At 64.0% G+C, this 12,149-nt stretch carries 15 protein-coding genes; 9 read left to right on the forward strand and 6 right to left on the reverse strand.

What is annotated here, in order from left to right; translation table 11 throughout:
* Positions 1-24: 24 nt before the first annotated feature.
* The 3 genes from QOC89_RS18630 to QOC89_RS18640 form a co-directional block, all read right to left on the reverse strand.
* Positions 25-234, reverse strand: coding sequence for a Txe/YoeB family addiction module toxin (locus QOC89_RS18630; RefSeq protein WP_323046372.1), 210 nt, complete (start codon positions 232-234; stop codon positions 25-27).
* A gap of 10 nt (positions 235-244) precedes the next feature.
* Positions 245-736 carry a type II toxin-antitoxin system prevent-host-death family antitoxin gene (locus QOC89_RS18635; protein WP_323046373.1) on the reverse strand — a complete coding sequence of 164 codons (492 nt, stop codon included), beginning with the start codon at positions 734-736 and terminating at the stop codon, positions 245-247.
* Positions 737-802: 66 nt separating this feature from the next.
* A complete protein-coding gene (locus QOC89_RS18640; protein ID WP_323046374.1) occupies positions 803-2,101 on the reverse strand; it encodes an MFS transporter in 1,299 nt (432 codons plus the stop codon).
* Positions 2,102-2,296: 195 nt separating this feature from the next.
* Here QOC89_RS18640 and QOC89_RS18645 point away from each other — a divergent pair, with 195 nt between their 5' ends.
* From QOC89_RS18645 to mdcH, 8 genes are read left to right on the forward strand one after another with little or no spacing between them, the layout of a single operon-like run.
* The gene (locus QOC89_RS18645) at positions 2,297-3,070 is read left to right on the forward strand and encodes a GntR family transcriptional regulator (RefSeq protein ID WP_323046375.1); all 774 of its coding nucleotides are present in this window, start codon (positions 2,297-2,299) and stop codon (positions 3,068-3,070) included.
* A gap of 8 nt (positions 3,071-3,078) precedes the next feature.
* On the forward strand, positions 3,079-4,749 hold the full coding sequence (gene mdcA, locus QOC89_RS18650) for a malonate decarboxylase subunit alpha (protein WP_323046376.1): 1,671 nt from the start codon (positions 3,079-3,081) through the stop codon (positions 4,747-4,749).
* 2 nt (positions 4,750-4,751) lie between these two features.
* Positions 4,752-5,741 (forward strand): triphosphoribosyl-dephospho-CoA synthase, encoded by a 990-nt coding sequence (locus tag QOC89_RS18655; RefSeq protein WP_323046377.1) that lies wholly within the window; start codon positions 4,752-4,754, stop codon positions 5,739-5,741.
* Positions 5,729-6,043, forward strand: coding sequence for a malonate decarboxylase subunit delta (locus QOC89_RS18660; RefSeq protein WP_323046378.1), 315 nt, complete (start codon positions 5,729-5,731; stop codon positions 6,041-6,043). Before QOC89_RS18655 ends, QOC89_RS18660 begins: the two co-directional genes overlap by 13 nt.
* The gene (locus QOC89_RS18665) at positions 6,040-6,930 is read left to right on the forward strand and encodes a biotin-independent malonate decarboxylase subunit beta (protein WP_323046379.1); all 891 of its coding nucleotides are present in this window, start codon (positions 6,040-6,042) and stop codon (positions 6,928-6,930) included. The genes QOC89_RS18660 and QOC89_RS18665 overlap by 4 nt, the downstream gene beginning before the upstream one ends.
* On the forward strand, positions 6,927-7,742 hold the full coding sequence (gene mdcE, locus QOC89_RS18670; protein WP_323046380.1) for a biotin-independent malonate decarboxylase subunit gamma: 816 nt from the start codon (positions 6,927-6,929) through the stop codon (positions 7,740-7,742). Before QOC89_RS18665 ends, mdcE begins: the two co-directional genes overlap by 4 nt.
* The gene (locus tag QOC89_RS18675; protein ID WP_323046381.1) at positions 7,742-8,434 is read left to right on the forward strand and encodes a malonate decarboxylase holo-ACP synthase; all 693 of its coding nucleotides are present in this window, start codon (positions 7,742-7,744) and stop codon (positions 8,432-8,434) included. The genes mdcE and QOC89_RS18675 overlap by 1 nt, the downstream gene beginning before the upstream one ends.
* A complete protein-coding gene (gene mdcH, locus QOC89_RS18680) occupies positions 8,434-9,366 on the forward strand; it encodes a malonate decarboxylase subunit epsilon (protein ID WP_323046382.1) in 933 nt (310 codons plus the stop codon). The genes QOC89_RS18675 and mdcH overlap by 1 nt, the downstream gene beginning before the upstream one ends.
* 130 nt (positions 9,367-9,496) lie before the next feature.
* On the opposite strand, the gene QOC89_RS18685 is transcribed toward mdcH, so the two are convergent.
* The 3 genes from QOC89_RS18685 to QOC89_RS18695 form a co-directional block, all read right to left on the reverse strand.
* Positions 9,497-9,817, reverse strand: coding sequence for a type II toxin-antitoxin system PemK/MazF family toxin (locus tag QOC89_RS18685; RefSeq protein ID WP_323046383.1), 321 nt, complete (start codon positions 9,815-9,817; stop codon positions 9,497-9,499).
* The gene (locus tag QOC89_RS18690) at positions 9,811-10,059 is read right to left on the reverse strand and encodes an AbrB/MazE/SpoVT family DNA-binding domain-containing protein (RefSeq protein WP_323046384.1); all 249 of its coding nucleotides are present in this window, start codon (positions 10,057-10,059) and stop codon (positions 9,811-9,813) included. Before QOC89_RS18690 ends, QOC89_RS18685 begins: the two co-directional genes overlap by 7 nt.
* Before the next feature lie 138 nt (positions 10,060-10,197).
* The gene (locus QOC89_RS18695) at positions 10,198-11,136 is read right to left on the reverse strand and encodes a LysR family transcriptional regulator (protein ID WP_323046385.1); all 939 of its coding nucleotides are present in this window, start codon (positions 11,134-11,136) and stop codon (positions 10,198-10,200) included.
* 175 nt (positions 11,137-11,311) lie between these two features.
* On the opposite strand from QOC89_RS18695, the gene QOC89_RS18700 reads away from it, so the two are divergent.
* Positions 11,312-12,091 (forward strand): putative hydro-lyase, encoded by a 780-nt coding sequence (locus QOC89_RS18700; RefSeq protein ID WP_323046386.1) that lies wholly within the window; start codon positions 11,312-11,314, stop codon positions 12,089-12,091.
* Positions 12,092-12,149: the final 58 nt, after the last annotated feature.

Genomic DNA, 12,149 nt, shown 5'->3' on the forward strand with positions numbered 1-12,149 from the left:
ACGGCAAGTAATCACGTAGATCTATCAGTCTCTCGGCAGGTAGACCAGGCGATCAGAAAGCTTGATACGTCGCGACCAGAACCCGCTCACGCTCCCCACCAACGGCTCCGGTTTTCCTGTCCCGCGATAAGGATCGCGCCGACACTCCTCTAGCAACATGTTGATCTTGCGCAAGACTTTTTTGTCAGTTTCTTGCCAATACAAGTAGTCGTGCCACGCGTCGTCGGTGAACATAAAAACACTATCAGCCTTTGCGGCCTCCTCGTTGCGGCTTCTCTCTTTGTTCATCGGTCAGCAGTTCGCGCGCTGTCGCACCGCCGGCGTTCAATTGGGCGATAGATCTGGCGAGCCGCTGGGCATTCTTCGAAGAACTCAACAGATGCAAGGTCTCCTGCATCGCATTGAAATCCTCGAGCGAGACCATGACCACATTTTCGCCGCCCTGCCGGGTTATCAGCATGGGCGTGTGATCGCGGCAGACGTCGTCCATCGCTTGCTTGAAGCCGGCACGCGCCTCGCTGTAAGTAAGGACGTTCATTTGTTTTATCGATCTGCGAGGTTTCCCTCCAGTCGCTCCTGTAAAAGCTAGAGACGATGCCACCGCCGAATTGATTTCCTGCACTGCGGGGACTGCCAGGGTAAGGCCGTGGCCCAGACGAAAAAGCCCATCTGCACCACGGCAATCATTGTACAGATTACCGTACAAATCGACAAACCCGAAACGAGGGAGGAACACGTCGTCTAACCGATATAAAGCATGCCTGCCGCCGCCCTCGCCCGCCACTCAGCCAAACGGCCAATCTCACTGCGGCAAGACTTCCCCCTTCGTCTCCGGCGCAAACGGAATCACGAACAAACCGACGATAAATGCGAGCGCCGTCAACGCCACCGGCACCCCGAGCGTATGCATATGCAATACCGCCGCGCCCAGCAGGAAGTTGACACCGGCGCCGACAAACCGCCCGAACGATGTGCAAAATGCAAACGCCGTCGCCCGTACGCGGGTCTCGAACTGCTCCGGCAGCCACAAACTGAACAGCGCGAAATTGCCGCCGAAGAAGCCCAGCACAAAGAGCCATGCAATAAACGGCGCGAGCCCGTTCGGTAAATAGAACGCCCAGCCGAAACTGCCCACGATCGACACCGCCATGCCGATAAAGTAAATCGCCAGCGTCTTTTTGCGGCCGATGCGTTCAGCCAGCGGCGGCAGCGCAAGACAACCGAGAATCGTCGCAATCGACAACAAACCGGTGGCCAGCGACGCCGTCCTGATCGCATCGTTCTTCGCCATGCCGGCCTTCGTCGCCAGCTGGATCACCGCCGATGGCTCGTACACCGCGCCCGCCCACAAACCGATGATCGCGATCGTCAGCAGAATGCAGGCGACCCAGGTACGGCGCCGATACATCGGCCCAAGGATTTCGCGCAGCGGTTTGGCGCGCACGGTGCGCGCTTCCGCCTTCTGCCACTTTTCCGATTCCTTCACCCGCAGCAGCACCAGAATCGCGACCACCACCGGCACCGCGCCGGTCAGGAACATCGCGCGCCAGCCGTAATGCACGCCGATCGTATAGTTGAGCGCCGCCGCCAGAAAGAAGCCGGCGTAGTAGCCCGTTTGCAGATAACCGGCACCCATTTTGCGGCGATCTTCCGGCCACGCTTCGGCGACGTACGTTCCCGCCAACGCCCACTCGCCGCCAATGCCGACCCCGGCAATGAAGCGATAGACGGCGAGCTCCCACACGTTGTGCGAGGTCGCGGCAAGCCCCGTGAAAATGGCGAACGTGAAAATGGTGGCCGCCAACACCTTGGTGCGGCCAAAGCGGTCCGCCAGCGGCCCCCAGATAAACGACAGACCCCAGCCGACCAGAAACAACGCGAACAGAATCGACCCGGCGAGGCCCACATTCGCGGGCGTTGCCGCATAGCCCGAACGCGGCAACAACTCGGTCAACGCCGGCGTCAGCACGAGTGCGTAGATGAACGAGTCCATCCCGTCGAGCGTCCAGCCAGCCCACGCTCCCCAAAACCCTGCGATCTGCGAACGATTGAGCGGCGTGCGGCGCCGCGCCACCGGCGTGCGGTCGGTTAGTGAATTCATCATGCTCCTCCGGCCCTACGGTTGATGGTCCTGGCTTACTTGCCCGACATAAAGGAAACCACGAGATGGCGCGCCTCTGGGTGACCGATGTGCCTCGTACGAGGTTGGAAGGCCACCGCAGGCCGCGAGTGCTGAAATTTTTTCCGCGTCTGCCTTGCTGTAACACGCGCATTTTCATATATAATATTTGATATTATGAGCGACGCAATAGATGGTTTTCCCCTGGACGCCCCCGCGCGCAGCCCGCGTTTACCCGTGGCGGCGCCGCGTGAGAGCACCTCCCGCGTGATCGCGGAGGCGCTGCGCACGGCGATTGTCGACGGTACGCTGGCGCCTGGCGCGCCGCTGCGGCAGGACGCAATCGCGCGGCATTTCTCTGTCAGCGCAATTCCTGTGCGCGAAGCCTTGCGCCAGCTCGAAAGCGAGGGCTGGGCGAGAGCCGCCGTGCATAAAGGTGCGACCGTCGCGCCGTTGTCGGCGGACGAGGCGCGCGAAATCTACGAAATTCGCTCCGCGCTCGAGAGTCTCGCCATCGGCCTCGCGATTCCGGTTCATACCGCCGCCACGCTGCGCGAATGCGCGCGCCTCTGCCACGCCGCCGAGCGCGAGTCGGATCCGTCGTTGTACGTCGCGCGCAATGTGGCGTTTCATATGAGCCTGTATGCGGCGGCCGCCCGTCCGCAACTCGAGGATATGATCGGCACCCTGCATCGGCGCGGCGAACGGTATCTGCGCCTGAAGTTCGGCTTGCCGTCGTACAAGGGCGAGTCGGACAATGAACACGCCGCCCTGCTCGACGCCGTACAACGCCGTGATATCCCCGCTGCGCAGTCGCTGGTCGTCACGCATCTGCTCGGCACCGGCGACCTGCTCCATCGGTTCCTGACCGAACGCGCGCAGGCGGACGCCGCGCTTGCGAATCAACCCAAGCCGCGCGCCAGACGCACGCGCACCACCACTGGGAGCTGAATCCGCCGATGAACCGACCCGCCGAAACCGCCCCGGCTTCCACCACCGCCCGCTCCTGGACCACGCGTCGCGACGAGAAGAACCGTCGCCTCGCGGCCATCGCTCCGTGGCTGGAAGACGGCGTATTGCCGACCAACCGTATCGTCGATGCACTCGAAACACTGATCCAGCCCGGCGACCGCGTCGCACTCGAAGGCGACAATCAGAAACAGGCCGACTTTCTGTCCCGCTCGCTCGCCAAGGTCGATCCGCAAAAGATTCACGACGTGCATTTGCTGATTTCCAGCATTGGCCGTCCTGAACATCTGACGCTGTTCGAGCGCGGCATCGCGCACAAGGTCGATTTCTCGTTTGCCGGGCCGCAGAGTTTGCGGGTCGCGCAGTTGCTCGAAGACGGCCAGCTGGAAATTGGCTCGATCTATACGTACGTCGAGTTGTACGCACGGATGTTCGTCGATCTGACGCCGCACGTCGCGCTCCTGTGCGCGGAAAAAGCCGACCGTCACGGCAATCTGTACACCGGCGCGAACACCGAAGACACCCCCACCATCGCCGAAGCCGCCGCGTTCCGGCATGGCATCGTGATCGTGCAGGTCAATGAGATCGTCGACGAATTGCCGCGCGTCGATATCCCGGGTTCGTGGGTGGACGTCGTCGTGCAGGCGGACACGCCGTTCGCCGTCGAGCCTTTGTTCACACGCGACCCTCGGCATATCGGCGACTTGCAGGTGCTCACCGCGATGATGGTGATTCGCGGCATCTACGAGCCGTATGGCGTCACGTCGCTGAATCACGGTATTGGCTTCGATACCGCGGCGATCGAATTGCTGCTGCCCACTTACGGCGAATCGCTTGGCCTGAAGGGCAAGATCTGCCGCAACTGGACGCTCAATCCGCACCCCACCATGATCCCCGCGATCGAATCGGGCTGGGTCGACAGCATTCATTGCTTCGGCAGCGAAGTCGGCATGGAGGCGTATATCGAGGCGCGCCCCGACGTATTTTTCACGGGCAATGACGGCAGCCTGCGCTCGAACCGCGTGCTGTGCCAGCTAGCGGGTCAATACGGCGTCGACCTGTTTATTGGTTCGACCTTGCAGATCGACGCGGACGCGAATTCGTCGACGGTCACGCGCGGCCGCCTCGCCGGTTTCGGCGGTGCGCCGAACATGGGTCACGATCCGCGCGGCCGGCGTCATTCGAGCGAAGCGTGGCTCAAGCTGCTGAAGGATCAGGGTCCCGTCTCGCGTGGGCAGAAGCTGGTCGTGCAGATGGCCGAGACCTACAAGAAAGGCGGCGAGCCGACCTTCGTCGATGAACTCGATGCGGTCGCCGTCGGCGCGAAGAGCGGCATGCCGATCGCGCCCGTGATGATCTACGGCGACGACGTGAGCCATGTCGTCACTGAAGAAGGCATTGCGTATCTGCACAAAGCAGAAGGCATCGACGAGCGCCGTGCGGCGGTCGCCGCGGTGGCCGGCGTGACGCCGATCGGGCTGCGCGCGAAGCCGGAGAAGACGGCCGAGCTGCGCCGGCGCGGCATTGTCGCGTATCCGGAAGATCTCGGCATTCGACGTGGCGAAGCGAAGCGCTCGCTGCTGGCGGCACGCAGCATCGATGACCTGGTGACGTGGTCGGGCGGACTGTACGAGCCGCCGGCACGCTTCAGGAGCTGGTAACGATGGGCTCGCGCGAAGCTTTGCTCGAGCGTGCCGTCGGCGCCGCGGTCACGGCACAACCCGGCCTGTCCGACGTCCAGCTCGCCCATTACGCGGTCACCGCGCTGATCGAAGAAGCGCAGCTCACGCCGAAACCCGCGCTGGTCGACCGGCGCGGCAGCGGTGCGCATCGCGACCTCGATCTCGCCACCATGCTGCGCTCGGCCCATGCGCTCGAACCGACCTTCGCCGCGCTCGCGCACAGCGCGCGCCGCCGTGGCGAGCCATCCGCGCTGTTGCGCGCCGAACTCGCGCAGATCGGCCGCGCCGGCGAGCAGGCCATGCTGCATGCCACGGGCGGCAGCAATGCACATCGCGGCGCGATCTGGATCGTCGGCTTGCTGGTGGCGGGTGCTTCGATGCGAGGCGGTACTTCAATGCCAGGCGGCGGCTCGATGTCAGCCGGTGCCTCGGTGCGAGGCGTCTCCATGCCCGGCGCCACCGCGCGTCCGAACGCGTCGCACGTCTGCATGCTCGCCGCGCAAATTGCCTGCTTCCCGGATCGCTTCGCCTTGCCCACCGACAGTCACGGCGAGCGAGCGCGGCAGCGCTATCAGGTAGGCGGAGCGCGTCGTGAGGCACAAGACGGTTTCCCGCACGTCATCGATATCGGTTTGCCCGCGCTGCTCGCGGCGCGAGCCGGCGGCGTCGACGAAAACGCCGCGCGCATCGACGCGTTGCTCTCGATCATGGCCTCGCTCGACGACACCTGCCTGCTGCATCGCGCGGGTTTGCCTGGCTTGCAGGCCGCGCAACACGGTGCGCGCCGCGTGCTGCAAACCGGCGGCAGCTCGACGCGGGACGGGCACGCGGCACTCGCCGCGCTCGAGCACGAATTGCTGTCGCTCAACGCATCGCCTGGCGGCGCAGCCGATCTGCTCGCCGCCACTCTTTTTCTCGACATGCTGGCGCACCACGACGCCGGCGGGAGTTCAGCCTCATGGAACATCTGACCTTCGACTATCCGGCGCAACGCGCCGTCACGACCCGCGCGCATGTCGGCGTGGTCGGTTCGGGCGATCTCGAAGTGCTGCTGTCGCCTTCGGATAACGCTGGCGCGCTGAGCGCGCATGTGGTCGTGCGTACCAGCGTCGACGGCTACAGCCACATCTGGAAGAGCGTGCTCGACCGCTTCTTCACGCGCTACGACGGCGCGGCGCAAATCGAGATCAACGACTTCGGCGCGACCCCCGGCGTCGTGGCGCTGCGGCTCGCGGAAGCCATCGAAGCGGCGGAACAGGGAGACGGCGCATGAACACCGCACGTCCCGCGCCGATGCTGCGCGAAAGTTTCATTGAACTGCCGGCGCGCGAACGCGCCCGCTCGCTGCTCGACGCGGGCACGTTCCGCGAACTGCTCGGACCGTTCGACAAGATCGAGTCGCCGTGGCTGCCGCTGCAAGGTGTCGTCTGCCAGGCGGACGACGGCTGCGTGATCGCGCGCGGCACCATTGACGGCGAGCCGGCCGTGGTCGCCGCGATCGAGTCCGCGTTCCAGGGCGGCAGCATCGGCGAAGTGTCGGGCAGCAAGATCGCCGCCGCGCTCGAAATGGCGCTGCGGGATTGCGAGCGCGGCAAGATCGTGCGCCCGGTCGTGCTGTTCGAAACCGGCGGCGTCAGGCTTCAGGAAGCCAATCTCGGCCTTGCGGTGATCGCCGAGATGCAGGCCGCGATCGTCGCGCTGCGCCGGTATGTGCCGGTGGTCGGCGTGATTGCGGGGATGGTCGGCTGTTTCGGCGGCATGTCGCTGGCGGCGGCCCTGTGCTCGTATCTCGTCGTGACGAAGCAAGGGCGGCTCGGCATGAACGGCCCCGAGGTGATCGAACAGGAAGCCGGTATCGAAGAACTCGACGCGAGCGATCGCCGCCGCGTGTGGCAATTGATCGGCGGCGAACAACGGGCCGCAACCGCGCTCGCCGATCAACTGGTCGACGACGATGCCAACGCGGTGCGCGCCGCCGTGCGCTCGGCCTTCACGCCAGGCGTGCCGGCTGCGCATCGCAGCGAACAGGTCGACACGTTCCTCGACCGGCTCGCGCGAATCGACCCGGCCAGCGTCACGCCGGAAACCATGCGTGACGTGTTCAACCCGGTGTTCAACCCGGCGCACAACCCGCAAATCTCCGGCAAGGAGCAGGCATGAACGACATCACTCTCAGCCGCGGCGCGCGCTGGTTCCATGCGCTCGCCGGCGAGCCATCCGGCAACGCGCCCGTATGGAGCGGCGACGCGCCGCTCGGCGGCGAGACCGCGCGCTTCATTGCGGTCGTCCCTGATCCTGACAATCGCTTTCCGCGCGCGACCGACAATGTTGTCGGTCTCGAACAAGGCTGGCAGCTCGCGCGCGCTGTACGCGAGACCATTGCGCAGGACGCGAAGAGCGATAGGCGCCGCCCGATTGTCGCGATCGTCGATGTCAAAAGTCAGGCGTACGGCTATCGCGAGGAAATGCTCGGCATTCACCTCGCTTGCGCCGCCGCGGTGGACGCCTATGCATCGGCGCGCGACGCCGGCCACCCGGTGATCGCGCTGATCGTCGGACCCGCGATGTCGGGCGCATTCCTCGCGCATGGCTATCAGGCCAACCGGATCGTCGCGCTCGACGCGCCCGGCACGATGGTCCACGCGATGGGCAAGGAAGCGGCCGCACGCGTCACGCGCCGCACCGTCGAAGCACTCGACGCGCTCGGCGAAACCATTGTGCCGATGTCGTATTCGATGACTTCGTTCGCCAAACTCGGCCTGCTCGATCAGCTGATCACAGGTGTCGACGCCGATGCGCCCGATGCCGCGCAAATCGAGCACGTGCGTCAGGTGTTGAGCGAGCAGATTCAGAGCGCGCGCGATGACAAACCCGGTCTGTCGCATCGTCTGGAATCGGCTGCGGCTCAAAAGAATCGTGCAGCGTCGATCGAAGTGCGACGCCGTCTCGCCGAACAATGGGATGCCGAGTAATGCAGGTCTGCGCGGCGCCGCCGTTTGCAGCCGATCACGCGTTATCGTGCGATACGCGCTGGCAGCCGCATGACCTGTTGCGCCTGCGCCGTTTGCGGCAGTTCGAGGGCGAACCGGCATGGGTTCGCGCGTCTTTCGAGCGCGCGCCCTATGCCGTGGTTAGACGCGCGCCGGCCGCCGACGGCTTCGTTGCGATCGGCTTGCGTGGCGTGGAGCGGTCACAGCGTTACGGCGCGTGGGCGCATCTGGACGATATTGAAACCGCCGTGCCACCGGAAGCGTTAGCGCTTCGCAACCCGCTTGCGGAACGCGCGGCGTTGCCGGCTTTCGCGGCCCTGGCCGCACTACGAAGCGACACGGCCGGCGCGCTGGTTGAATTCGTCTGGGGGCCGACCGGCAGCGCAGGCTTTGAACTGGCCACTCAGGCACCTGCGGTCACGGTCTCGAGCGACCTCGATCTGCTGATCCGCGCGCCGGAAAAGCGCTCGCACGCGAGCGCCGTTCAATTGCTGGATTATCTGCAAACAATCGCGCAACGCGTCGGCATTCGCGTGGATGCGCAACTGGAAACACCCGCGGGCGGCGTTGCGCTGGCCGAGTGGGCCGCGGACAAAGCACGCGTGATGGTCCGCCACGCTCGCGGCCCGCAGCTCATTGCCGATCCGTGGGCGCCTCTTCACGGCAGTAGCTGATGCTGGCCCTCCTGTTTCCCGGCCAGGGCGCCCAGTCGGACGGATTCCTGCACAGTCTGCCGCAGCACCAGGCTGTGCGCGAAACACTCGACGAAGCGTCTCAGGTGCTCGGCACCGATGTACTCACACTCGACACGCCAGATTCGCTAGGCTCGACCGTCGCCGTTCAGATCGGCCTGACGGTCGCGGGCGTGGCGATCTCGCGCGCACTCGCGGAAGAACAGCTCACGCCGGGCATCAGCGCGGGTTTATCGGTAGGCGCGTATGCAGCGGCGGTCAGTTGCGGCGCGGTCCGCTTTGACGACGCGCTGAAGATGGTTCGCAAGCGCGCCGAGTTGATGGACACCGCGTATCCGTCCGGCTACGGTCTTGCGGCTATAGCCGGTTTGACCGAACACCAACTGGAGACACTCGCCGGGCAGCACGCGGAGGCGAACAATCAACACGTGTATATCGGCAATGTGAACGCGCCACGTCAGATCGTCATGGCCGGTGCGAACGCCGCACTGGACGCATTCATGGAGCGCGCGCTAGCGGCGGGCGCTCGCAAGGCCACCCGTCTCGCCGTGAGCGTGCCGTCGCATTGCGAACTGCTCGCACATGCCACAGACGAGCTGAGCGTGTACGCACAGGATGTGCCTTTTCATGTGCCTCAAAGCACCTATATCGGCAACCGCGGCGGTCGGCCTTTGTACACGGCTCAAGCGATTCGCGACGATCTCACGACCAATATGCGCTACACCGTGCGCTGGTTCGACGCGCTCACCGCGATGCAGGAAATGGGCGCCCACGTGCTGATCGAAGCGCCGCCGGGCCAGGTGTTGACGGACATCACGCGTGATAATTTTCCGGACACGATCGCGCTTGCTGCGAGTACCTTCTCGTTCGACAGACTCGTGGCGACTGCCCGACGGCGTCTCAGCGCCGCTTGACCAGGCGGAGTGAATGCGCGGAGTGAATGCGCGGAGTGAATGGGCGGAGTAATGTGCAGATTGAGCGCCCGGATTCAGCACCACGGTTGAGCACCACTACGCCCCCTGGGCCTCCGCAACCTGCCGCCCTTCACTCGACGAAGATTTCCTGCAACGTCGACAACGCATTCGATAGCGCCGTATCCGATACGGAGCCTGCACGCTTCACCAGCCGCGTCTTGTCTACCGTGCGAATCTGATCGAGCAGGATCAAACCTTTCTTGCGCAAGAAAGTGAGCGGGACGCGAAAAGGCGCCACACCGCCGGCGGTGGTCATTGGCGCGACGATCACCGTGCGCAGGTGATCGTGCAATTCGCCCGGCGAAACAACCACGCATGGCCGCGTTTTCTGTATCTCGCGGCCGACGGTCGGATCCAGCGCGACAAGCCAGACTTCGCCGCGCGCTACCACTCGAGCCCCGCGTCATCGGCATTGGGAAACTCGCCCATTACCAGCGCGTCGTCTTTGGACGCCGCCAACGAACGGCTCGCGTCGGCCCACCCCGTACGCGCTTTCTTTTGCGGACGCCGTATCACGAGGGCGTTCCCTTCAACTTGCATATCCACTTCGTCCTCCAGCCCCAGTTGGGTCAAGATAGGTTTCGGAATCAGTACACCATGGGAGTTACCCATTCTGCGGATGGTCGTTTTCATGGCAGCACCTGAACTGGAATGCTAAAGGGTAGGCATTTGAAAGTAAACACAATGTTATTACAGTGTAGCACGGCAAATGGCATAAGACGAATGACGCGTGGTTGCGTGCGAGGTTGCATGCTTTCTCGATCGCTCGCCTCAGCGCCTCTCGATCAACTGCCGCCCCATCGCCTTCGCATACTGATCACACGCGCTGCGCGCGACGCGTGAAGCCGCCAGCACGCCGACGTCGGCGTCGTCGCGGTAATACATCGCAACGTCGATCGGCGGCGGCAGCGGCCGCACCTGCAATTGACCCAACTCACCGCTGCTCAGGAACGGCTCGACGAACAGCGCCGGCACCGCCGCGATCCCATAGCCATCGCGCAGCAGTTTCACGATCACCGCCACCGACGGCATGCAGGTCACCTGAGTATCCGCAAGCGGCACGCCGGCGCGCTTCGCGAGCTTCTCCACGATCGCCTCCACGGCGAGCTGTGGCGCGGTGCCACGTCCGAACGTCAGCACCGGTTTCTGCAATACCGTCTGCACATGTTTCGCGCGGCTGGCCGGAATCAGGTCGTCGCGCGCGATCCAGCGCACCGGATAACTCGCCAGCAAGGTCGAAACAATCGACGCTTCCTGCTCGCCGGTTTCCTCGACCTGAATGACGAGATCCAGGTCACCCGCGCGCAGCCTGGGCCCAAGCACAGCGCTCGAGTCGACGCTCAGGTCTACGACGATACGGTTGTACCCGGCGTTCAGCATGCGGATGTAGTCGGGCAGCCAGCTATGCACCACCGTTTCGATGACACCGAGCCGCAGCCGCTTCGTCACCTGGGTTTCGTCCTGGGCGGCCAGTTGCAGCGAGCGCGTGGCCTGCACCACCGATCGCGCATGCGCGAGCAGCCGTTCGCCATGCGCCGTCAGTTGAAACGCCGCGGCGTCGCGCTCGATCAACTCGACGCCCAACTCGGTTTCAAGCGTTTTGATGCGCAGCGAAATCGCCGCGGGCGTGGCGTGCATGGCAGTGGCGGTCGCTCGAAAACTGCCCAGACGAGCGAGCGTCAGAAACGTTTCGACAAAACGGGTATTCATTGCATCAGCTCTCCCCACAGCATTCCCGAAGGCCTTCGATCATCACCGGAAAATCGTCACGATGCCGTTAAGTTTAATTTAACGAAACGCAAGAATAACTCGCTGGCTGGATATTTTTGGCGTTACTAATCTGGCTTCCATCAGTCATCCGGACCTAGCTGGAGTCAAGCCGTTCATGTCCTACACGCCATCCGAGTTTCGTCAGCAGATTCGCAGCCGCCGCCTGTCCGGGCCGACGGCCGGCTATTGCGGCGACTATGCGCAAGCCAATCTCGCCATCCTGCCCCGGCAATACGCCGACGACTTCCTGCGCTTCTGCACGCTCAATCCGAAGGCTTGCCCGTTGCTCGGCATCGGCGAACCCGGCGCATGGCGCATTCCGTCGCTCGGGGCCGATCTCGACATACGCAATGACGTCCCCGCGTTTTACGTCTATCGCCACGGCGAACGTGCCGAGGAGGTGCGCAGTCTCGACGAGTTGTGGCGCGACGACCTGGTGGTGTTCGCGATCGGCTGCTCGTTTTCATTCGAAGAAATGTTGCGGCGCGAAGGCATTCCCCTGCGCCACATCGAACAGCAGGTCAACGTGCCGATGTATCGAACGCGCGAACGCAACGTGAGCGCCGGCGTGTTCGGCGGCAACCGGGTGGTCTCGATGCGGCCGATGAAAGCCGCCGACGCGATCCGCGCCATCCAGATCACCAGCCGTTTTCCCGCGGTACATGGCGCACCGGTGCATATCGGCGACCCCTCGCTGATCGGCATTCGCGACATCACGCGGCCCGATTTCGGCGACGCGGTAGAAGTGCGCAGCGACGAGTTGCCCGTGTTCTGGGCCTGTGGCGTCACACCGCAAGCCGCAATAGAAAGCGCGCGCTTGCCGTTTGCGATCGCGCACAAACCGGGACACATGCTCGTCACCGACATTCCCAACGCCTCGCTCGCCGTCATCTAGCGCAGCGCCATTTCATCCGCAAGCCGCGCGCAAGACGCGGCCCATCACGACGACCGGA

It is taken from the genome of Paraburkholderia sp., from assembly GCF_034668105.1.
Lineage (GTDB): Bacteria > Pseudomonadota > Gammaproteobacteria > Burkholderiales > Burkholderiaceae > Paraburkholderia.